At 54.7% G+C, this 21335-nt stretch carries 19 protein-coding genes; 14 read left to right on the top strand and 5 right to left on the bottom strand.

Annotation, left to right across the window (positions count from 1 at the left end; translation table 11 throughout):
- The first annotated feature begins 257 nt into the window (after positions 1-257).
- The 4 genes from GYMC10_RS25765 to GYMC10_RS25750 all read left to right on the top strand — a co-directional run bounded on the left by GYMC10_RS25765 (position 258) and on the right by GYMC10_RS25750 (position 8077).
- Complete coding sequence (locus GYMC10_RS25765) at positions 258-2264, top strand: vWA domain-containing protein (RefSeq protein ID WP_015737211.1); 2007 nt, start codon at positions 258-260, stop codon at positions 2262-2264.
- Positions 2248-5271, top strand: coding sequence for a VWA domain-containing protein (locus GYMC10_RS25760; protein ID WP_015737210.1), 3024 nt, complete (start codon positions 2248-2250; stop codon positions 5269-5271). Before GYMC10_RS25765 ends, GYMC10_RS25760 begins: the two co-directional genes overlap by 17 nt.
- Positions 5272-5636: 365 nt before the next feature.
- The gene (gene tkt / locus GYMC10_RS25755) at positions 5637-7658 is read left to right on the top strand and encodes a transketolase (protein ID WP_015737209.1); all 2022 of its coding nucleotides are present in this window, start codon (positions 5637-5639) and stop codon (positions 7656-7658) included.
- A gap of 101 nt (positions 7659-7759) precedes the next feature.
- The gene (locus GYMC10_RS25750) at positions 7760-8077 is read left to right on the top strand and encodes a pyrimidine/purine nucleoside phosphorylase (protein ID WP_015737208.1); all 318 of its coding nucleotides are present in this window, start codon (positions 7760-7762) and stop codon (positions 8075-8077) included.
- Positions 8078-8207: 130 nt separating this feature from the next.
- Here the strand turns inward: GYMC10_RS25750 and GYMC10_RS33160 are convergent, their stop codons facing one another.
- The 3 genes from GYMC10_RS33160 to GYMC10_RS25735 form a co-directional block, all read right to left on the bottom strand.
- Positions 8208-8735 (bottom strand): hypothetical protein, encoded by a 528-nt coding sequence (locus GYMC10_RS33160; protein WP_015737207.1) that lies wholly within the window; start codon positions 8733-8735, stop codon positions 8208-8210.
- On the bottom strand, positions 8720-9133 hold the full coding sequence (locus GYMC10_RS33155) for a copper amine oxidase N-terminal domain-containing protein (RefSeq protein WP_015737206.1): 414 nt from the start codon (positions 9131-9133) through the stop codon (positions 8720-8722). The genes GYMC10_RS33160 and GYMC10_RS33155 overlap by 16 nt, the downstream gene beginning before the upstream one ends.
- 163 nt (positions 9134-9296) lie before the next feature.
- Entirely contained in the window at positions 9297-10193 is an 897-nt protein-coding gene (locus GYMC10_RS25735; RefSeq protein ID WP_015737205.1) for an NAD(P)-dependent oxidoreductase, read from the bottom strand.
- A gap of 197 nt (positions 10194-10390) precedes the next feature.
- Here GYMC10_RS25735 and GYMC10_RS25730 point away from each other — a divergent pair, with 197 nt between their 5' ends.
- The 3 genes from GYMC10_RS25730 (at position 10391) to GYMC10_RS25720 (ending at position 13085) form a co-directional block, all read left to right on the top strand.
- Complete coding sequence (locus GYMC10_RS25730) at positions 10391-11746, top strand: glucose-6-phosphate isomerase (protein ID WP_009589268.1); 1356 nt, start codon at positions 10391-10393, stop codon at positions 11744-11746.
- 106 nt (positions 11747-11852) lie between these two features.
- On the top strand, positions 11853-12485 hold the full coding sequence (locus tag GYMC10_RS25725; RefSeq protein ID WP_009589243.1) for a YigZ family protein: 633 nt from the start codon (positions 11853-11855) through the stop codon (positions 12483-12485).
- A 6-nt stretch (positions 12486-12491) separates the two neighbouring features.
- A complete protein-coding gene (locus GYMC10_RS25720; RefSeq protein ID WP_015737204.1) occupies positions 12492-13085 on the top strand; it encodes a TetR/AcrR family transcriptional regulator in 594 nt (197 codons plus the stop codon).
- A gap of 178 nt (positions 13086-13263) precedes the next feature.
- On the opposite strand, the gene GYMC10_RS25715 is transcribed toward GYMC10_RS25720, so the two are convergent.
- A complete protein-coding gene (locus tag GYMC10_RS25715) occupies positions 13264-13665 on the bottom strand; it encodes a secondary thiamine-phosphate synthase enzyme YjbQ (RefSeq protein ID WP_015737203.1) in 402 nt (133 codons plus the stop codon).
- 189 nt (positions 13666-13854) lie between these two features.
- Here GYMC10_RS25715 and cysT point away from each other — a divergent pair, with 189 nt between their 5' ends.
- From cysT to GYMC10_RS25695, 4 genes are read left to right on the top strand one after another with little or no spacing between them, the layout of a single operon-like run.
- A complete protein-coding gene (gene cysT, locus GYMC10_RS25710) occupies positions 13855-14670 on the top strand; it encodes a sulfate ABC transporter permease subunit CysT (RefSeq protein WP_015737202.1) in 816 nt (271 codons plus the stop codon).
- A complete protein-coding gene (locus GYMC10_RS25705; RefSeq protein ID WP_015737201.1) occupies positions 14667-15464 on the top strand; it encodes a sulfate ABC transporter permease subunit in 798 nt (265 codons plus the stop codon). Before cysT ends, GYMC10_RS25705 begins: the two co-directional genes overlap by 4 nt.
- 1 nt (position 15465) lies before the next feature.
- Positions 15466-16530 carry a sulfate/molybdate ABC transporter ATP-binding protein gene (locus GYMC10_RS25700; RefSeq protein WP_015737200.1) on the top strand — a complete coding sequence of 355 codons (1065 nt, stop codon included), beginning with the start codon at positions 15466-15468 and terminating at the stop codon, positions 16528-16530.
- A gap of 30 nt (positions 16531-16560) precedes the next feature.
- Complete coding sequence (locus GYMC10_RS25695) at positions 16561-17619, top strand: sulfate ABC transporter substrate-binding protein (RefSeq protein WP_015737199.1); 1059 nt, start codon at positions 16561-16563, stop codon at positions 17617-17619.
- Between the two features lie 225 nt (positions 17620-17844).
- Here the strand turns inward: GYMC10_RS25695 and GYMC10_RS25690 are convergent, their stop codons facing one another.
- The gene (locus tag GYMC10_RS25690; protein ID WP_015737198.1) at positions 17845-18411 is read right to left on the bottom strand and encodes a GNAT family N-acetyltransferase; all 567 of its coding nucleotides are present in this window, start codon (positions 18409-18411) and stop codon (positions 17845-17847) included.
- A gap of 189 nt (positions 18412-18600) precedes the next feature.
- Between GYMC10_RS25690 and GYMC10_RS25685 the strand changes: the two genes are divergently transcribed.
- The 3 genes from GYMC10_RS25685 to GYMC10_RS25675 all read left to right on the top strand — a co-directional run bounded on the left by GYMC10_RS25685 (position 18601) and on the right by GYMC10_RS25675 (position 21252).
- A complete protein-coding gene (locus GYMC10_RS25685; RefSeq protein WP_015737197.1) occupies positions 18601-19878 on the top strand; it encodes a serpin family protein in 1278 nt (425 codons plus the stop codon).
- Positions 19879-19990: 112 nt separating this feature from the next.
- On the top strand, positions 19991-21019 hold the full coding sequence (locus tag GYMC10_RS25680) for a TIR domain-containing protein (protein WP_015737196.1): 1029 nt from the start codon (positions 19991-19993) through the stop codon (positions 21017-21019).
- Entirely contained in the window at positions 21016-21252 is a 237-nt protein-coding gene (locus tag GYMC10_RS25675; protein WP_009589256.1) for a hypothetical protein, read from the top strand. The genes GYMC10_RS25680 and GYMC10_RS25675 overlap by 4 nt, the downstream gene beginning before the upstream one ends.
- Positions 21253-21335 lie beyond the last annotated feature (83 nt).

The following is a 21335-nucleotide window of genomic DNA, read 5'->3' as shown; positions in this document are numbered from 1 at the left end:
GGGACTCCTGTAGAGGCGCTGTCCATGCATTTGCCGGATTCTTTGTGCTTTCGGAAGTTTGTCGACAGGATAACACAGATGGTACACAAGCGACTGCTTAACAGGCTTCACCAGGACCTGTCTGCGATCTCAAGAAACGAACAAGCTGAAAACTGGTTCGGAAAATAGGAAGAGATGGATAGGCCTTCATCCGATGCTCGGGGAAAGTACAGGCATGTCTCGTTAGTCAGGGTCCATGGGAGTAAGGAGGGGACACGTTGGGGATTCAATCTTGGCTGAGTCTATGGTTCGGTTTAACGCTGCCGGCCATCGTGCTCATGTATATGTTCAAGCGGAAATATGTGGATACAACCGTTCCCAGCCACTTGCTGTGGGAGCGGGTGCTCCGGAACCTGGAGGCCAACAGGCCGTGGCAGAAGCTGCAGAACCGGCTTCTGCTGTGGCTCCAGCTGCTTGCTGCGGCATTGATGGTCTTCGCACTGATGCAGCCCTTTATGCAGGTGTCCGGCGGAGGCAGCGCCCATGTGGTCATCGTTGCCGATACCTCGGGCAGCATGAGCGCGCAGATGCAGCCGTCCGCTGAAGGCGGAGCCGCAACCAGGCTGGAGCTGATGCAGCAACGAATTAAGGAATATGTGAAGGACCGAGGGAGACGGAGCGAGATCACCCTGCTGTCCGTAGGAGCAAGTCCCATGACGCTTGTATCCCATGAAAGCGACCGTGCCGCCATCGATAAGGCCGTGGATGGTTTACGTCCCTATTACGGACAGGCGTCCTACAGGGAAACCTTATCGCTCGCTTCGGCGCTGACGCGGGAAGAGCATGATGCAGAGGTCGTTATTTTTACGGACAGCTACTGGAAGCCGGACACGGCCCCCATAGCGTTTCAGGTTCCGGTTTCCGTTGAGAAGGTGCAGGGCGAGCTCCCGCATAACGTGTCCATTGATCAATTCGGCATTTCACCTAGAGATAATGCGGATTCATCTTATGCGGCGGTCGCCGTCCTCAGCACGAATGCCGAGGCATCCGTATCGGCCGAAGTAAATCTTTACGGAGATGAACAGCTGCTGACCAGCAGGATGCTTGAATTGGAGCCGGGGAAGAGATTAACCGAATCCTTTACCGATCTGCCGTTTGCTGAAGTGTACCGACTTGAGTTATCTCAGGATGACGGGTATACGGCAGACAATCATTCCTTTGCGTTCGGTTTGGGTCACGGATCTTCGCGCGTCCTGCTGCTGACTTCAGGCAATCTGTTCTTGGAGAAGGCGCTTCAGCTGAGCGGTGCCGAAGTCACCCGGGTAGCTTTGGACGAATCCAAAGCTAAGACCGCCGAGAACAACGGCAGTGCGGATAAGGAGGCGGGTAAGGGCAGGGCAGCTGCGGATGTGCCGCCCGTGCCCGAAGGCGAATTTGATCTGTTTGTCGTCGACGGGAATTTGCCGGAGGGATTCCGGCAAGGGAAGTGGGCGGGTCTGATGGCCAAGACTCCGTTATGGACGATTGGCGGAGAAGGTGACAAAGTCGGCAACCAAGGAGGACGCGCCGTGCTTGCCAAGCATCCGGTGACTGCCTATGTCACCTTGTCCGGGGTCTATTTCGGTACGCTGGTGGATCAGGCCCCTGCTTGGGGGGAACCCGTCATCAAGCTGGGGGATCAACCGATCGTCTATGCGGGAAGCGAAAACGGGCGGCCTCGATTATCCTTCAATTTCCTGCTTCAGGATAGCGACCTTCCGTTATCGCCGGAATTTCCGGTCATGGTCAGCAATGCGCTGGAGTGGATGACCTCAGGCAAGGGAAGCGGGCTTGGCCGATATATGGCCGGCGCGCAAGCGGATATTCCGATTGCAGCGGATACGGTAGCGGCCAAATGGATCCCCAAGAGCGGTCTTGCTCTGGCTGACGGCCTCCCTGCTGCGGATGTCCTGAGGAATGAGCAAGGGATATCGCCGGTACAGCTCGTGCCGGAATATCCGGGGCTGTACGCTTTTGAACAGCAGAATGAAGCGGGTGAGAAGCTTAGGTTTTGGCTTGCTGTAACTGCAGACCCGTACGAGGCGGATTGGAGCAACGATCAAGGCCCGGCGGTAAGTCAAGCGGCAACGAACGCGGGTGAGTCTGAAGCGGGAGCTGATTCCGGCACATCCGGGAGTAACGAAACGACGAACCGTGCCGGCTCGTTAATGCCATGGCTGGCCGCTTTGGCACTGGCTGTGATCGCAGCGGAATGGGGGGTGTACCAGCGTGGGCGTTCAATTTAGCCAACCATGGTTGTTGCTGCTGCTGATTCCGGCAGGTTTATTTCTCTACTATGCCTACAAATCGGATTTCCGATTAAGCGGTTTTCGCAAAAAACTGGCCTTATTCTTTAGAACCTGCGTCATTCTATTATTAATCCTTATGATTTCGGGTTTGCATGGCTTTACCGTTCTCAGGGATAAACAGGTCGTGTATCTGGCTGACCGTTCCGACAGCATGGGGGATTCGGCCCGGATCACGAGCTGGATCAACGATTCCCTTGCGGCAAAAGGCGAGAAGGATGGCACCGCCGTTGTTTCTACGGGTCTTGAAGGCGCCGTGGAACGGCGTCTATCCCCTGCGGAGCATGCGGGCGCTTCCTTGAACGCGCTCCTGGAGCAGCGGTTTACCGGGCTGGAATCCGGTCTTCAGCTGGCCGGCAGCCTGTTCGAGGGCAGGAGCGATTCCCGAATCGTGTTGATCTCCGACGGGGAGGAGAATGTGGGCAGCATGGCGGCGGCGGGAAGGCTGCTGAAGGATCGGGGGATAGCCGTTGACGTGCTTCCGACTCCGAAGCAGGCCGTCCAGGATGCTGCCGTGGAGGAGCTGAAGGTTCCGGACAAGCTGTATCAGGCGGAGTCGTTCTATGTGGAGGTCATGGTTCGCAGCACGTTCAAGACCTCCGGCGAACTGCGCATTTACGAGGATAGCCGCGAGATCGGCCGGGAACGCGTGGATGTAACACCAGGCGAGAACCGGTACGCCGTGAAGGGCCTGGCCAAGAACCCGGGACTCCACCGTTACCGTGCCGAAATCTTCATGGACGGAGATGAAGCCTCGGCCAATAATGCAGCGTTCGATTTCACCCGGGTGGAAGGTCCGCCGAACGTGCTGATCGTGGAAGGAACCCCTGGAACGTCGGGGAATATCACGGCAGCCCTTCAGTCCGGCATGATCGGCACCGAGGTGATTCCGCCGGAGCTGCTCCCGCTGGAAGCGGCCAAGTATGCCGTGTACGACAGCATTATCTTTAATAACGTTTCGGGCAGTGACGTCGGCGGCAAGCAGATGGAGCTGATCGAGCAGGCGGTCCGAAGCTTCGGCATCGGGTTTATGATGGCGGGCGGCGAGGACAGCTTCGGGATGGGAGGATATTTTAAAACCCCGATCGAAAAGGCGCTGCCGGTCTCGATGGAGCTGGAAGGCAAGCGGGAGATTCCATCGCTTGGCCTCATACTGGTCATCGACCGTTCGGGCAGCATGGACGGCAACAAGATCGAATTGGCCAAAGAATCGGCCATGCGCACGGTGGAGCTGATGAGAGCCAAGGACACGGTCGGCGTCGTCGCCTTTGACGATCAGCCGTGGTGGGTCGTACCGCCGCAGAAGCTCGGTGATAAGGAAGAGGTGCTAAGCAGCATCCAGTCGATTCCGAGTGCCGGAGGGACCAACATCTATCCTGCCGTTTCCTCGGCGCTGGAGGAAATGCTGAAGATTGACGCCCAGCGCAGGCATATCATTCTCATGACCGACGGTCAGTCCGCGATGAATTCCGGATATCAGGATCTGACCGATACGATGGTGGAGAACAAAATCACGATGTCTTCCGTGGCGGTCGGGATGGATGCGGACACCAACCTGCTTCAATCCTTGGCGGATGCGGCCAAGGGCCGTTATTATTTCGTTGAGGATGAAACCACGCTGCCGGCCGTATTCAGCCGGGAGGCCGTGATGCTGGCCAAATCCTATATCGTGGATAAACCCTTTGTCCCGGCCGTTCAGAACCCGGGCGATTGGGCGAGTTTGTTCCAGCAGGGCGTTCCGGGGCTCTATGGTTATGTCGCGGCAACGCCGAAGTCTTCCGCCCAGACGGTTCTGTCCAGTCCGGAGCCGGACCCGATCCTGTCGCGATGGCAGTACGGATCCGGCCGGACGGTGGCATGGACGAGCGATTTAAGCGGAAAGTGGTCCAAGGAGTGGGTGTCGTGGTCCGGGTTCGCCGATACGTTGACCGAAATCGTGAAGTGGACGTTCCCGCAGTTTACGTCGTCGCCCTATGAAGTCACTACCGAGACGGCCGGCAACCAGGTGAAGCTGCAGGTCATCGCCAATGGGGAGAATCCGCCGGAAAAACTGAATGCGGTGATCGGGGATGACGAGGCCGGCGAGCAGACGGTGGAGCTCATTCAGGAGGCGCCGGGCCGTTATACCGGACTCGTCAACGTCTCCAAGCCGGGAGCCTTCCTCATGTCCCTTGAGGACGCGAGCGGGGAAGAGCCGCTGCAAGCTGCGCCGGGCACCGGCTTCGTGGTGCCGTATTCGCCGGAATACCGGCTATCTTCCGGCAGCGGCGAGGAAGCGATGAAACGGCTGGCCGAAGCGACCGGGGGCCGCGTGTTATCCTGGGATGACCCGGCCGAAGTGTTCGACCGGGAGGCGACCTCGCGGATGCAGCTCCATGATTGGAGCTACCCGCTGCTGGCGGCGGCCCTGCTGCTGTGGGTCGCCGACATCGCCGTGCGGCGCCTGGCTCTGCCATGGGGCGCTATCGGCGCACGGATGGCCGCCCTGCTCCGCAGGCGGCCGGCCCCTGCCGGCGAGGCCGCGCCTGACGCCGGCCTCGAGCGGCTGGCGGCGCGCAAAGCCCGCGCCGCCCAGTTCTACGGCGGCAGCTCCGCGAAGCCGCCGCCGAAGGCCCCGCCCGCGCGCGAGCGCAGCGGCGCGGGCCACGGTGCCGGGGGCGGAAGCCCTGCCCCGGCACCCGGCGCAGCTCCGGCAGGGGGCCGCAAGGCCCCGCCGGAGGCGCGCGAGTCGCAGCGGGCGAATGCCCCGCTGCGGGAGGAGCGGCCGGCGCAGGCGAAGCCGGCCGCAAGCCAGGGCGCGCGCAAGGGAAGCGCGCCCACGCCGCCACCCCCGCCGCCGAAGGCGCAGGGGGACGGCAGCGGCCTGCCCGGGGAGACCGGGCCGGCTCCGGAAGGAGGCTCCTCCATGGATCGCCTCCTCAAAGCCAAAAAACGCGGCACGCGTTGATGTGCCCCTCAAGCTTCGGTCCGGCTGTCGATGTGCAGCTTAGGCCGAAGCTTTTTCTTTGCCCAAATGCAGTAACTTTTTCCATGCGGCCGATGTCCTCAAAATCGTTTAACGGATGTCGAATCCGGTTATAACCGGACTAATAAGGGAAATAATGCAAGAGGGATGTCGGCAGCCCTGACGACTTTTACACAACATTGACAATTACGTTATGGAAATGAAAGACGTGTGGTGATACAATAAGAGTCAAAATGATATTCTCAACATTCCTAACTGCTCTGATACCAAGCGAATCGGGGCTGGAGGGACGTAAGAAGCCTTCATTTTCGAAGCTTACTATGGAAAAGATTTGAGGAGGACGAATCATGACAACTGAACATAACCAAACGATCGACAACCTGTCCATCGCAACGATCCGGACATTGGCGATCGACGCGATCGAAAAAGCCAACTCCGGTCATCCGGGCATGCCGATGGGATCCGCGCCTATGGGCTACCAGCTGTTCGCGAAGACGATGAATCATAACCCGGACCAGCCGGCGTGGATTAACCGCGACCGTTTCGTCTTGTCTGCAGGGCATGGCTCCATGCTGCTCTACAGTCTGCTCCACCTGAGCGGCTATGACTTGTCCATTGAGGACCTGAAACAGTTCCGTCAATGGGGAAGCAAAACGCCGGGGCACCCGGAATTCGGCCATACGGCCGGCGTTGATGCAACGACAGGTCCGCTCGGACAAGGCGTGGCCATGGCTGTAGGTATGGCAATGGCCGAGGCTCACTTGGGCGCGACTTACAATAAAGACGGCTTCAACGTGGTGGATCACTATACGTACGCGATTTGCGGCGACGGCGACATGATGGAGGGCGTGGCTTCCGAGGCAGCTTCCCTGGCAGGTCACCTGAAGCTTGGCAAATTGATCATGTTGTACGATTCCAACGATATCTCCCTTGACGGCGAGCTGAACCTGGCCTTCTCCGAGAACGTGGCGAAGCGTTTTGAAGCATATGGCTGGCAAGTGCTGCGCGTAGAAGACGGCAACGATCTGCCTGCGATCGAGAAAGCGATCGAGGAAGCGAAAGGCGATTCGAACCGCCCGACGCTGATCGAAGTGAAGACGGTCATCGGTTACGGCAGCCCGAACAAACAAGGTAAAGGCGGCCATGGCGGTACGCACGGTTCTCCGCTCGGAGCCGACGAAGCGAAGCTGACCAAGGAATTCTATAAATGGGTATATGAAGAGGACTTCTACGTGCCGGAGGAAGTGCGCGAGCATTTCGGCAAAGTGAAAGAACGCGGCATTGCTGCATATCAAGCGTGGGTGGATCAGTTCGCGAAATACAAAGAGGCTTACCCAGAGCTGGCTGCGCAATTCGAGCGCGGTGAATCCGGCGAATTGGCTGAAGGATGGGACAAAGACCTTCCGAAATACAGCACGGACGACAAAGCGGTTTCCACTCGCGTGGCTTCCGGTAAAGCGCTGAACGGTTTGACGGCAGGCGTACCGCAGCTGCTTGGCGGATCGGCTGACCTGGAAAGCTCCACCATGACTCACTTGAACGACCTGGCATCTTTCACGGCGGAGAGCTATGAAGGCCGCAACGTGTATTATGGCGTTCGCGAATTTGCGATGGCTGGCGCGATGAACGGTATCGCTCTCCATGGCGGATTGAAAATTTTCGGCGGTACGTTCTTCGTATTTACCGATTATCTGCGTCCAGCCATTCGTCTGGCTGCGATCATGAAGCTGCCGGTTACGTATGTGCTTACACATGACAGCATCGCTGTCGGCGAAGACGGCCCTACGCATGAGCCGATCGAGCAATTGGCTTCCCTGCGCATCATTCCAGGCGTGACCGTTATCCGTCCGGCAGATGCCAATGAGACTTCCGCTGCATGGGCTTATGCGGTTGAGAACACGGATCGTCCGGTAGCCTTGGTGCTGACTCGTCAAAATCTGCCGATCCTCGCAGGCACGGCGGACCATGCGCGTGAAGGCATCAAACGCGGAGCTTATGTTGTTTCCGACGCAAAAGATGGAAACGTGCAGGCTCAAATCATTGCAACGGGTTCCGAGGTTCAGCTTGCCGTTAAAGCACAAGCGGCATTGGCTGAAGAAGGCATTGCCGTACGCGTCATCAGCATGCCAAGCTGGGATCTGTTCGACAGCCAGGATCAGGCTTACAAAGATTCCGTGCTGCTTCCTGACGTTAAAGCCCGTCTTGCCATTGAAATGGCTCATCCGTTCGGATGGGAGCGTTACGTGGGCGACAAAGGCGACATTCTCGGCATCAACACGTTTGGCGCTTCCGCTCCTGGCGACCGCGTCATTGCCGAGTACGGATTTACCGTTGAGAACGTGGTTAGCCGCGTAAAAGGCTTGCTGTAACAACACCCTGATTTAACTCCATATTGATTTTCCGGCACCCGCATCATGCGGGTGCCGTCCATATATCAAGCCATACATATTTTGGAGGAGGAGAGTTGTCGATGTCTCAATTCAAGAATGCGACCGTCACGAAAGCTGCCAATGTGTACTATGAGGGGAAGGTAACCAGCCGCACGGTGCTGCTGGAGAATGGGGAGAAGGTCACGCTCGGCATCATGCTGCCGGGAAGCTATGAATTCGGCACGGACGGCCCTGAAATTATGGAAATCCTGTCCGGCGATTTGCGTGTTCTGCTGCCCGGGGAGCAAGAGTGGTTGGAGATTCAAGAGCCCGCGACCTTTAACGTGCCGGGCAATTCAAGCTTCAAGCTGGAAATCCGCACCGTGACGGATTATTGCTGCTCTTATCCGACGATGTAGCAGGACAAGCGGCGCCTAAAGCATTCATATCCGTGAATATGCCAAAAAGGCTCAAAGCCGATGGCTCTGAGCCTTTACTGTCAATGCCGGATGTCAACGCAGGCCGTAAACGGCGGTTGATATAATGGACTTATTCCTCGGGGATCGTCACGATCTCGCCTTTATATCCGGGAGCCCGGTTGTCAAGCTCTACGTATCCTTCGCCCCATTCTTGGCCGCGATCGAGCAGGCGGTAGCTGGTGACGCCGGAAGGGTAGCGGAATACGAATTTGGCAAGGGTCCAATTGCCGGTATCCGGCTGTTTGCCGATCTCCGCTTTCAACGCAGGCAGGAAGAACAGCTTTTGGTTTGCCGGTGCCTTGGCGGAATAATCCAGCTTGCCCTGCCATTTCAAATATTTGACGCCGCCTCGGATTTCGTAATAGCTGGCGATATCGTTATCTACCAGGAAAAAGCGTTGGGATTGGCCTTTGGGAAAATAATAGTCCACGCCCTGCATTTCCACGGGCAGCATGTCCAGCTCAGGTTTCTTCAATTCGGATGAATAAGGAAGCTTGGCTGCAGCGTTCCTGGCGGTGGCCAGATCGGAGCTCTTTAAGTCTGCGATGATATCGGGATCTGCCTTATTGATAAAAGCTGTTTTTAAGAGCCGTTCCAATAGACGCTGGCATCGAAGGCTTGGGCAACGGCCCTTAGGGGAATCAAGGTCTTGCCGTTATGCAGCAGCGGGGCTGCAGGGAGCGCCTTCTTAACACCGTTCACTTCCATGCTGGTGCTTCCGGCCGCGAGAATCACCGTTCGGTTATCGCCTTGAATGGTCACCTGTTTCTTCTGGTTGTCGTACTTCATGACGTAGTTCCCCAGAGGCTTGAGATCGGTAAGGGTAACAAAGGTGGTGCCCTGCCTGATCAGCACGTCGCCGCTTGCGGTTACGTTGTTAATGGTAGCGGATGGTTTAACTGCTGCAGAGGCTGGCGAAACGGCTATTGCAGGGGCCAGAACAGCGGTTAGTACGACAGCGGCTGCCATTGCTCTTAATCGTTTGGTCCATTTCATGTTGTAATTCCTCCCTTTGCATAGTAGACGGAAGTGAAACGCAAAAAGTTTCTTGCCGAGAGGGAAATGATGGAATGGCCGAAAAAATAGCTCCTTCCTCCTAGTCCGGATGAACCGAAAACTAAAAAGAAGGAGCCGTTATAGATGCATGGCTTGTCTGGTATTATGGCTGCTGGCCGCCGATCTTCTGACCGATCCAAGCCTCATAGCACTTCACGACGGCGGAGAGATCCTCGTCGCCATAGCCTTCGCTGGCACCGGCTTGAAACAGGCTCTTGGCCAGGTTCAGCATGGGCGACGGCATCCCGATGCCATCGGTGAGCGAAGAGGCCAGCTTCAGGTCTTTGAGCATGAGCGCCAGCGAGAACTGGTTGCTGAAATCGCCTTCGATGATTTTGCGTCCCTTCAGCTCCGCCGCTTTGCTGCCGGCCGATCCCAGCTGCACGAGCTCCAGGAAGTTGTCTGCCGGTATGCCTGATTTCGCGGCGATGGCGAAGCCTTCGGCCAGTGCCAGGTTGTTAATGCCCACAATCGTATTGTGCGCGAGCTTGGCCACGGCGCCGCTTCCGTTAGGCCCCATGTGAATGACCTTTTTGCCCAAGGTGTCAAAAACGTCGGCTTGCGCTTCGATGACGGCGGCATCACCGCCAACCATGAAGACCAAGGTGCCATCAATCGCTGCAGGCTTGCTGCCGGTTACCGGGGCATCCAGGAAGGAAGCGCCGAGGCCGGAAACGGCGGAGGCAATTTCCTTAACCAGGCTTTCGGAGATCGTGCTGCAGTCAATGACGGTCATCCCGCTCGTCAGGGAGCCAAGCAGGCCGTTCTCTCCGTAGAATACATCCCGGATGGATTGGTCGTTGCTTACCATCGTAATGACAAGATCTTGCCCTTCGGCCGCTTCCCGAGGCGTCTCCGCGATGGAGGCTCCCTGTTCGGCGAGCGGACGGCATTTCTCGTGGGTGCGGTTATATACCGTCACATCGTAATCCTGCTTCAGCAGATTGGAGGCCATGGGAGCGCCCATGGTGCCCAGTCCGATAAACCCGATTTTTTTCATAGTCTATATCACCTTCGATTATGGATTCCTGATCCACTCTATCTTAGCACGGGTTCCCGAAACGAAGCCAGTCTTTGCAGGGAATGGAAGCGGGAAGGAGTCCCGCGCATGAAGAATAGATGACAGTTGGCCCGTGAAACTTGCGGTCTTTATTAAATTAAAGTATCCTATTTCTAAATTCACAGGAGGTTTAAGGCATGTCTAAAAAAATCAAGTTTGATTACAGTAAAGCACTGACCTTTGTCAATCAGCACGAAGTTGATTATTTCGCTGAGCCGATCCGCACAGCTCATGAACAGTTACATAACGGTACGGGAGCCGGCTCCGATTATTTGGGCTGGATCGACCTGCCGACTCAGTACGATAAAGAGGAATTCTCCCGCATCCAGAAAGCGGCTGCCAAAATCCAAAGCGACTCGGACGTTCTGATCGTAATCGGAATCGGAGGTTCCTACCTGGGAGCGCGCGCGGCCATCGAAATGCTGTCGCATTCGTTCTATAACGAGCTGTCGAAGGACCAGCGCAAGACGCCGGAAATCTACTTTGCGGGCAACAACATCAGCTCCACGTATGTCTCGCATCTGCTTCAATTGATCGAAGGCAAAGACTTCTCCGTCAACGTCATCTCCAAATCGGGCACAACGACGGAGCCGGCTATCGCTTTCCGTATTTTCCGTGCGGAGCTGGAGAAGAAATACGGCAAGGAAGAAGCGCGCAAACGCATTTACGCGACGACGGATCAAGCGAAGGGCGCCCTCAAGAAGCTGGCAACCGAGGAAGGCTACGAGTCCTTTATCATTCCTGACGACGTGGGCGGACGTTATTCCGTGCTGACCGCAGTAGGTCTGCTTCCGATCGCGACGGCAGGCATCAACATCGAAGAGATGATGCAGGGCGCGGCTGACGCCTCCAAGGAGTACAGCAGCCCGAACGTTGCCGAGAACGAAGCTTACCAATACGCAGCGGTTCGTAACGCGCTTTACCGTAAAGGCAAAGGCATCGAGATCCTGGTGAACTACGAGCCTTCCCTGCATTTTGTATCGGAATGGTGGAAGCAGCTGTACGGCGAGAGCGAAGGGAAGGATTACAAGGGGATCTACCCGGCTTCCGTCGATTTCTCTACCGATCTGCACTCCATGGGTCAATTTATCCAGGAAGGCAGCCGCAACATCTTCGAAACGGTCATTCAGGTGGAGAACGTATCCGAGCATATTACGATCGAATCGGATCCGGACGATCTGGACGGATTGAACTTCCTGACCGGGAAAACATTGGATTTTGTCAACAAAAAGGCGTTCCAAGGCACGATGCTGGCCCATACAGACGGACAAGTTCCGAATTTGATTGTGACAATTCCAGATTTCACTCCCTATTCGTTCGGATATCTGGTATACTTTTTCGAAAAGGCCTGCGGTATCAGCGGCTATCTGTTGGGTGTCAACCCGTTTGACCAACCGGGCGTAGAGGCGTACAAGAAAAATATGTTCGCTCTGCTCGGCAAACCTGGGTACGAGAAAGAGAAGGCCGAATTGGAAGCTAGACTTTCCGAATAACCCGACACTTTCATTGGATTAGACGTAAGACGCTGAAGGAAGCAGTCCGCTGGCATATCATTGCCGTGGACTGCTTTCTTGGCAATATAGAGGTGGTTGTTGTTTCATGCTGGATCGTTACAAAACGGTGCGTCAGGCGGGCTCCAAGGAGATCGTCATCAAGAAATCGCGTTTCATCGGGCATGTGATGCCGGTAGAGACCGAAGAGGAAGCCGTCGCTTTTATTGAAGAGATCAAGAAAAAACATTGGAATGCTACGCATAATTGTTCCGCTTACATGATTGGCGAGCGGGATGAGATTCAGAAGCAATCGGATGACGGGGAACCGAGCGGAACGGCCGGCAAGCCGATTCTCGAGGTGATCCGCAATCAGGGGCGGAAGAATGTAGCTATCGTGGTCACGCGTTATTTTGGCGGCATTATGCTGGGTGCGGGCGGATTAATCCGGGCGTACACCGACGGAGCCGTGGCTGCGATCGAGTCAGGCGAACCGATTACAAGGGTTCTTCACCGGGAGATTTTCGTGGAGCTGGATTATACCTGGCTGGGTAAGGTGGAGAACGAGCTTCGTAACCGGAACGTACGCATGGGAGAGACAAACTTTGCCGACACGGTGACTTTGACCTGCTTGCCGCTCGATGGTGATGCGGAGAGCTTTATGACTTGGATGGTGGATTTGACACAGGGGCAGTCCTTGATCACGGAGGGAGAGCGGCTTTATTTTATTGAAGGGGAATAAAATAATATGGCAAGAAGAGCAGTCGAACGCGAGTTGTCGAGAGAGCGGATACTGGAAGCAGCCAGGCATTTGTTCATAACCAAAGGATACAGGGCCATTTCGATGCGAAGCATCGGGCAGCATTTGGGTTATAGCCACGGCTCCTTGTATTATCACTTTAAGGAAAAGGCGGAGCTATTCTACGCCATTGTCATGAAGGACTTTAATGATCTAAATGATTTGCTGTTGGAGGTCTCGGTAAAGCCTCCCTGTGACGGGGTATCGAAGCTGGAGCAGCTGATGCTGGAATTCGTTCGTTTCGGTCTGGATAATCCTTACCAGTACGAAATCATGTTCATGATTCGGGACGAAGAGCTGCTGTCCTACTGTCGCTCTGAGCAGGGACGCTGTTTTGAAATGTTTGCTATGCTGGTCCGTCAGTATTTGCTGGAGGAGAATTACAGCGAGGAAGAACGGCGAACCGTTCCGCTGACTTTGTTTTTGTCGCTGCATGGATTTATATCGTATTATATTCAGGACAGAATCGGTTTTGATGAGATTAAACCAGCCGCTCTTACCCATATCAAAGTGTTATGCCGGAGTCTGTACAGCAGGGTCTGATGTTTACATGCTGCCAAGACGTGCAGCTTGGCACTTCAATCCGTTACAACGGCCTAGCGTTGAAACGTCAATCACCTAATGAACCATAAAACAGACAGGTCCGCGCTCCCTTGCATGCACCTGTCTGCTTTTTGTGCTTTCATTTCATTCGCTTGACTGTCGGCAACCGTTGCCGGTTTTATCCTTCCATGATCTTCACATGATATTGGCGCTGCCTCGGTCCGTCGAATTCGCAGAAGTAAATCCCCTGCCAGCGTCCAAGAAGCAGGTGCCCGTTCTGAATGATCACGGTCTGCGAAGGGCCGCAGGTGATCGATTTAAGGTGGGAGGCCGTGTTGCCCTCCGCATGGCGATACTTGGGATGATTCCATGGATAGACCTCATCCAAAGACATCAGCACGTCCCGTTTCACATCGGGATCGGCGTTTTCGTTGATGGCGATTCCCGCCGTCGTATGCGGACAATAAATCAGGACCGTTCCTTGCTGGACTCCGCTTTGTTTCACGAAAGAGTGGATCTCCCTTGTAATATCCCTCATCTCATCGCGTCCTTGCGTAGCCAATTCACCGGTATACAGCATCTCAATAACCTCCTCAACTTTTTCCATTTCTTTTATTTTACCCGATAAAGTGCAAAAGATGGATTGACGATCGGATTCAGCTTTTGGTAAAGTATGTGTAAAGTAAAACCAAGTATACAAATAGGAAATATAAAGATGGTTTGTGGAGGAGTCGACCGGAATGCCATCCGGAGGCGGGAGGGATACGAGATGACAACATGGATTCGTCATAAAGGTTGGACTTGGGGTTTTCGAAGCACCGTACTGCTTTATTTTCTTGCCTTGATCGTACTGCCGATCTTTGGGGTGTACGTGCAATCATTCTCTGCGGGATGGGGCCATTTTGCGGAAAGCGTAATGGATCCGATCGCCTGGAAGGCCGTGCTGCTTACCATTAAACTGGGCCTAATCTCTACTTTCATCAACGTGCTTATCGGAACGATGATTGCTTGGGTGCTCATACGGTATCGATTTCCGGGAAGGACGCTGCTGAACAGTCTGGTGGATCTGCCTTTTGCGCTGCCGACGGCCGTTGGCGGCTTGATGATTTTGCTGCTGCTTGGGCCGGGGAGCTTGCTTGGAGGCCTGGCGGAGAAGCTCGGCTTTGAAATCGTGTTCCATCAGCCCGCGATCGTGGTCGCCATGCTGTTTGTCACGTTCCCGTTTGTAATCCGGGCGGTTCAGCCGCTGCTGGAAGAGCTGGATCCGCTGGAGGAAGAGGCCGCATATACGATGGGCGCTTCCAGAACGAGAACCTTTTTTAAAGTTATCCTGCCCTCGATGCTGCCGGGAATTATCAGCGGAGGAATGCTGGCCTTCTCGAGGGCATTGGCTGAATTCGGTGCCGTCGTCCTGGTTGCCGGCAACATTCCAGGCAGGACGCTGATCGCTTCGGTATTTATTTTTGGCGAGGTGGAGAGCGATAATCCGGCCGGAGCGGCTGCCGTATCGATTCTGCTTCTTACGCTCTCCTTCATCATCCTCTGGGTGATCAATGCCGTGCAGCAGAGGGGGAGACGAGCTTGAAACGATTATGGATCGGACTTACGTATGCCGTATTTATCATCCTGCTGATCATTCCGCTGTCCCGAATTGCGATCGGTGCGTTCGATAAGGGGCTGGACGGGTTTGCGGAGGGGCTGCTCAGGCCGGAAGCCCTGCATGCCCTGATGATGACGGGTCTGATTGTGATATTCGTTACTTTTTTGAATGCGTTGTTTGGCATCATGATGGCGCTGTATCTGGTGCGGGCAAATTGGCTCAGCCGAAAGATCAAGGGCATTCTGAACAGCATTGTCGACCTGCCATACGCTGTTTCGCCGGTCATCGGCGGTTTGATGATTGTGCTGCTGCTGGGACCCGACAGCATCATCGGCGGTTTTTTTGAAGGGATCGGGTTTAAGGTGGTGTATGCGTTCCCCGGCATGGTGATTGCGACGCTCTTCGTCACGTTCCCGCTGATGGTTCGCGAGGTCATGCCCGTCCTGCAGGAGATCGGAAACGATCAGGAGCAGGCGGCCGCGACGCTTGGGGCTTACGGGTGGACCACGTTCGTGAAAGTAACGTGGCCTTCCATCCGGTGGGCCGTCGTATACGGCCTGGTGCTCACGGTTGCCCGTTCATTGGGCGAGTTCGGCGCCGTACTGGTGGTCTCCGGCAATATCATGAACAAAACCCAGACGGCGACGACGCTTGTGTATCAGGACGTGGAGAATTTCAACGTGGCTGCGGCGAATGGAGTGGCGCTGGTACTGGCCGCCTTCTCCGTAGGTCTCTTGCTGCTGATGGAATGGGCCAAAAAAAGAAAGGATGTGCATTGATATGCATGTGGAAGTTCGCGATCTGAACAAGCATTTCGGTACGTTTCACGCCGTCAAGAATGTCAGCTTCGAGATTGAAAAGGGACATCTGATCGGGCTTCTGGGGCCCAGCGGAGGCGGTAAAACCTCCATCCTGCGCATGCTGGCCGGGCTTGAGAATCCGGATTCCGGACAAATCTCCTTTCATGGCCAAGTGGTCAATGACCTGCCGCCGCAGGAGCGCGGCATCGGCTTTGTGTTCCAGAACTATGCCTTGTTTAAGCATATGACCGTGTTTGACAACATCGCTTTCGGCTTGAAGGTGAAGAAGGCCGCCAAGGCCAAAATCAAAGACCGGGTGATGGAGCTGGTGGAACTGACGGGCTTGAAAGGCTTCGAGAGCCGTTATCCGCACCAGTTATCGGGTGGACAGCGCCAGCGCGTAGCCTTTGCCAGAGCGCTTGCGCCCGAGCCGCAGCTGCTCTTATTGGATGAACCGTTCGCCGCCATCGATGCGAAGATCCGCCAAGAGCTGCGCTCCTGGCTTCGCGAGCTGATCGAGCGGGTCGGCATCACGTCGATTTTTGTTACGCATGACCAGGATGAGGCGATTGAAGTCGCGGACGAAATCATGATCATTAATCAGGGGCGCGTCGAGCAGAAGGGAACGCCGTGGGATATTTACAAGGAGCCGAAGACGCCGTTTGTCGCTTCCTTCATAGGCGAGTCCACCGTCATTTCAAGCGCTGCCGAGCTGAAGGGATTTGAGGCAGCCGCTAACAAGAATGCGACGCGCGCATTAATTCGCCCGGAATATATCGAGATTGGAAGCGAGCATGATTTCAGCGTGCTGTCCGCCACGGAGACGGGGATCGTCCGCCATCTGCATTTCCGCGGCAGCGAGTGGCTCGTGGAGGTGGAGGTCAAGGGACATAAACTGATCACCTACCGGTCGCTGGAGAAGGAAACGCTGCAGCCGGGCCAAGAGGTCCGCGTCCTCGTTCACCGGGCATACCTCTTTAACGACGAGCACAGCTGGATCGAGGAAAATCGCCTGAAGGTCGATCCGATGCCGATTATGATCTGATGATTCTAAATAACGAAGGGAAGTGGATTCATGCGGATCTTGAATATGAAACGAACCTCATTCCTGCAAGTGGGCATGGCGCTTCTCTTCAGTTTGCTTATCGCAGGATGTGCCGATGATCAGCCCGTCAATGAAGATGCGATATCGCAGCCGGGCGAGCGAACGATCGTGCTGGGCGCGTACAGCGTAGCCAGGGATGCCTTGTCCGAGATTATCCCCGCTTTTCAAGCCGAGTGGAAGGCACAGACGGGAGAAATCATTCGTTTTCAGGAATCCTACGAGGCCTCCGGAACACAGGCGCGCGCCATTACGGGCGGGTTTGAGGCTGACGTCACGCTGCTTGCCATGGAAGGGGATGTCGATAAACTCGTCAGGGCAGGGCTCGTCGACAAGGAGTGGAAATCCCAGCCGTATAACGGCATGGTGACACGCTCGATTGTCGTTCTCGGTACCCGCGCCGGTAATCCGAAAGGGATACGGGATTTCGACGATCTGACCCGATCGGACGTCAAGGTGCTGTATCCGAATCCGAAGACCTCGGGCGGGGCGCAGTGGGACATCAACGCGATTTACGGCGCCGGCCTGAAACAATCGGAAGAGAATGGAAAGCGTGATCCTGCCGAAGCGAAAGCATTCCTTGAAGCGGTTCACCGCAATGTGGAGTCGCTCGATAAAAGCGGGCGGGCTTCGATGGCGGCTTTTGAATATGGGGTCGGGGATGTGATCGTTACGTATGAGAACGAGCTGCTTGCCCGGATTGCCCAAGGCGTCCAGTATGACATTGTTGTACCGCAGCATACCATGCTGATCGAGAATCCGGCCGCAGTCGTGGAGCGGTTTGCGAAGAAGCACGGCACTGAGGATGTATCGGCGGCTTTTGTGGAGTACTTGCGTACGCCGGAGGCGCAGAACATCTTCGTGAAGCATGGCTTCCGTCCCGTCGAGGAATCGGTGTTTGAACAGACGAAGGAGCGGTTTGCCAACCCGCCGGGGCTGTTCGACATCGAGTATCTGGGCGGATGGGACCAGGTGCGCGAGACGCTGTATTCGAAGCGAGGGGTTTGGTATCAGGTGCTGGCAGGGCTGTGATGCTCGGTGGTATATGGAGCGATTGATAGGTTCATGAGGGATCGTCGCGTGCTGAGTTGCGTATCATCCATGGCCCGTCGGCGACAAAAAAGAGATAAAGCGAGCCGTTCAGGATATCCTGAACGGCTTGCTTATTTGTACGTACAGAACATTAGCATTCGTCTGAATGACGCCTCCTATTTTGCAAATATGCCACACATACAGATTATTCCGTACCATCTTGCTCTATACGGTTGTTTTGCGCGCTTCCCATTCTTCTCGCAGAATGCCCATGCGAATGGAGTCGTAATAGACGCCATCGTAATACCGGCACTTTCGCATACGGCCTTCGAGCTGCATGCCCACCTTCTCCGCGCAGCGCATCATTCGCGGGTTGCCGGACCAGGTCGTAATGCCGACACGGGCGATGGTGAGATTTTGGAACAGGCAATCCACCCACAACGACAGTGCTTCCGTACCGTACCCGCCGCTCCAACGGCCCGGGTCATAAATCAGGATGCCGGCTTCCAGCCAGCGCGAGGCCTCATGCTCCCAATAGAACGTGACGATGCCAATCGTTGTGCCCTCGACTTCGATGAGCAGATCGCTCGGAAATTGATCCGTTTCGAAGTCGGCATTCCACTGCGTTTCAAAAATTTCGTAGGAAATCTGCTTGAGCGGGAAATAAGGGGCGTCGTATTTTTTCCATTCCGGGTTCTTCGTGCCATAGATCAGATTATATAGAACAGGGGTATCCTCGGGTTTCCTGGATCGCAGCGTCACTCTGCTGCCTTCAAGACGGATTTTTTGCATATGTAGAAATTCCTTTCGCTCTGCATGTCTTTTTAGGTATGTTGCTGGAACTCATCTATTCATTGTAGCGGTGATGAAGTGGATTGCCAACTGAATTTGGATAAATGATCCTTTATATGAAACATTAGGAGTGTCGATTCCGTCAATAGCAGATAGATCAAAAATCTGGCATTGAAGGGGGACAAGGTGATGCGGAAAAAAAAGATACTCACAGGCCTATGTTTGCTTGTTGGGCTTACCGCCTGCGCTCAGGACAGCGGGATCCAGCCAGGGGAATCGCAGGGCATTATGCATAAGCAGACCAAAGTGAAGGAATTGTCGGCGCAGGAACGCAAAGAGGTATTAGGCAAGGTGAATGCCGGCATGGTGAAAGCGCAGAATGATTTTGGTTTACGGTTACACCAGGCGTTATCGGATAACCCTGAGTACACGAGCGATAACCTGATAATTTCTCCATACAGCATCACGCAGGCCTTGGCACTGGCTTATAACGGGACCGCGGGCGATACGGCTGCCGAGATGGCCGATATGCTGGGCTGGAGGGGCATGAATGATGCAGGCATCAATGAAGGCAACCGCCAACTGCGCTCCTTGCTGGAGAACGGAGGCGGCGTTGTGCTGAACGTGGCCAATTCCGTTTGGCACCGGCCAGGTCTTAAGCTAAAGGAGGCTTATGCGGAGGCCGTAAAGGACAGTTACGGCGCGGAGGTCAGGGAGACGGACCTTCAGCAGGAGGACGCGATGCATGAAATTAACCAATGGGTGAAAGACAAAACCAGCGGCATGATCCCTAAGATATATCATGAGCCGCCAGGGGGCGTTGCGGTCCTGATCAATGCCATATATTTCAACGGCGGGTGGACGGATGAATTTGATCCGGCAAATACCGTGGATGAAGAATTTACGCTAACTGACGGCACCACTCAACAAGTCCCGATGATGAAGAGGGAAGATAGATACAGCTATAAAGAAGGAGAGTCCTGGCAGGCCATCCGCATTCCATATGGAGATGGCCGCATGCACATGCTGGTCATCCTGCCGAAGGAATCCTCCACGATCGATAAGCTGCATCGGCAGCTGTGGAAGGATGCGTCCGTCTGGAAAGGCGATTACTCGTTCGAAACGGTTCAGCTCAGTCTGCCCAAGTTTAAGGCGGAGCAGAGCTTCGAGCTTCCGGATGCCCTTAAGAGCCTTGGCATGGTCAAGGCATTCGACGCCGCCGAGGCTGATTTTAGCAAAATGGCCGAACAAGGAGATGGATTTTGGATCGATCATGTCACACACCAGACGATTGTCGATGTCAGCGAAAAAGGGACAAAGGCCGCAGCTGTGACAGCGGTGGGAATAACGGAAAGCGCCGAGCCTACAGAGCCGATCGCCATGAATATCAACCGCCCTTTTTTCTTTGCCATTGAAGATCGGGACACGGGTGCATGGTTATTTATGGGGTCTGTTTTGAAACCGTAGCATATACTATACCAACATGCGCCTGCCATAATTTTCACCCAAAAATAGGCAACTTTGTTATAATGGTCGAATAAGACTAAAATGTATAACAAAGGGAGAATAGGATGTGCCTATGACCATACCGAAGCCGAATTTATTCATAGGTTCTTCCAGAGAGGCCATCAAGTATGCAAGGGCGATCCACGAACAGATCAAACGCTCCGCCCAAGTGACGCCTTGGTACGGAGGTACGTTCGGAGCGAATATGTATACGATGGAAGCTTTGGAGAAGCAGCTGGCGTCCAGTGATTTTGGTGTGTTCGTCTTTTCTCCGGATGATGTGGCGCTCATTCGAGGCAAACATGTATTTGTTACCCGCGACAACACGTTGTTTGAGATGGGGCTGTACTGGGGAAGGCTCGGGCGGCGAAGGGTATACTGCATCATTCCGGATCAGGTAGAGGCAGACAGCAGTTCCGTTCAAGACGTGATCGTTAAGGATTATCACCTACTCTCCGACCTGCAGGGCATTACGCTGCTCGAATACGAGCTTCGAAGCGACGATGATTACAAATCTGCCGTCGATGTCGCCTGCGGACATATTCTGAGCGCGATCGAAACCGAAGGGTTCTATAACAACCCGAGCACATTGATTGAACAGAAGGATGCGGAGCTGAGACGCAAGCAAAGCGTGCTGCATTTTTTCTGGGAATATAACCGAAACGTGCATGTGAGCGATGAAGCGGAAAAATATCATGCACTGAGTGAAGCCGTCCGAAACTCCTTGCTCCCGCCGGCTGCAGGGGATTTCCGGGTGACCGGCGCAGCCTTTTGGGGACGAAGAGATGAAGGCATTGCCCAAATTGGGGGTAATGTAGGTAAAGGACGGTATTTCCCGTTCGATGGGAAAAAGGATCATTCGCCAAGCAACCAGTCGATTTACGTGATTGATGTCTATAATAGTGGAAAATGGGCATTTTATCACGAAGAGGAAGTTGCGCAGGTGTATGTGTTCTGCTATCCTTTAGGTGTAAATCATGTATTGTCCGTGCATTTTACGGGACATGAGATTCTTACGGATGAAGATCTCGCGGAGGTTGTGGAACAGAATCGTGAGCTGCTTCGTACCATCAGGCATTTAGTTGGAGGGGATTCGTCGTGAGCAGGAATGAGAAGAAGAGAACGTCAGGTCATCCGCAGGGGTCCGCCAATGGCAGCAGCTGGGTGGTTCGGGGGCCCGTACCGATGATGAGTACGCTGAAATCCCGGAAGCGCTCGGTCAGACGCTCAAGCAAGAGCAGTGTATATGTCGGTCCTTCCGTGGAAGGTGTGGATAAGAAGTACGTCAAGGTCATCAGCGGAGCTGTTGACGATAATAAGCCCTCGTTTGCTTAATGAATTGCTATCATAGCCATATCGATCGTATGACATAAATGACGAAAGACCGTTCGGGATGAGCCCGGCGGTCTTTGTTTTTT

Source organism: Paenibacillus sp. Y412MC10, from assembly GCF_000024685.1.
GTDB lineage: Bacteria > Bacillota > Bacilli > Paenibacillales > Paenibacillaceae > Paenibacillus_AQ > Paenibacillus_AQ lautus_A.
This window is presented reverse-complemented; position numbering and strand designations above follow the sequence as displayed.

Excerpts from the sequence above, each read along its gene's own strand:
- GYMC10_RS25695 (WP_015737199.1), top strand. The coding sequence starts at position 16,561 with ATGCGGATCTTGAATATGAAACGAACCTCATTCCTGCAAGTGGGCATG.
- tkt (WP_015737209.1), top strand. The coding sequence starts at position 5,637 with ATGACAACTGAACATAACCAAACGATCGACAACCTGTCCATCGCAACG.
- GYMC10_RS25680 (WP_015737196.1), top strand. The coding sequence starts at position 19,991 with ATGACCATACCGAAGCCGAATTTATTCATAGGTTCTTCCAGAGAGGCC.
- cysT (WP_015737202.1), top strand. The coding sequence starts at position 13,855 with ATGACAACATGGATTCGTCATAAAGGTTGGACTTGGGGTTTTCGAAGC.
- GYMC10_RS25735 (WP_015737205.1), bottom strand. The coding sequence starts at position 10,193 with ATGAAAAAAATCGGGTTTATCGGACTGGGCACCATGGGCGCTCCCATG.
- GYMC10_RS25685 (WP_015737197.1), top strand. The coding sequence starts at position 18,601 with ATGCGGAAAAAAAAGATACTCACAGGCCTATGTTTGCTTGTTGGGCTT.
- GYMC10_RS25725 (WP_009589243.1), top strand. The coding sequence starts at position 11,853 with ATGCTGGATCGTTACAAAACGGTGCGTCAGGCGGGCTCCAAGGAGATC.
- GYMC10_RS25715 (WP_015737203.1), bottom strand. The coding sequence starts at position 13,665 with ATGCTGTATACCGGTGAATTGGCTACGCAAGGACGCGATGAGATGAGG.
- GYMC10_RS25720 (WP_015737204.1), top strand. The coding sequence starts at position 12,492 with ATGGCAAGAAGAGCAGTCGAACGCGAGTTGTCGAGAGAGCGGATACTG.
- GYMC10_RS33155 (WP_015737206.1), bottom strand. The coding sequence starts at position 9,133 with ATGAAATGGACCAAACGATTAAGAGCAATGGCAGCCGCTGTCGTACTA.
- GYMC10_RS25730 (WP_009589268.1), top strand. The coding sequence starts at position 10,391 with ATGTCTAAAAAAATCAAGTTTGATTACAGTAAAGCACTGACCTTTGTC.
- GYMC10_RS25700 (WP_015737200.1), top strand. The coding sequence starts at position 15,466 with ATGCATGTGGAAGTTCGCGATCTGAACAAGCATTTCGGTACGTTTCAC.
- GYMC10_RS25750 (WP_015737208.1), top strand. The coding sequence starts at position 7,760 with ATGTCTCAATTCAAGAATGCGACCGTCACGAAAGCTGCCAATGTGTAC.
- GYMC10_RS25690 (WP_015737198.1), bottom strand. The coding sequence starts at position 18,411 with ATGCAAAAAATCCGTCTTGAAGGCAGCAGAGTGACGCTGCGATCCAGG.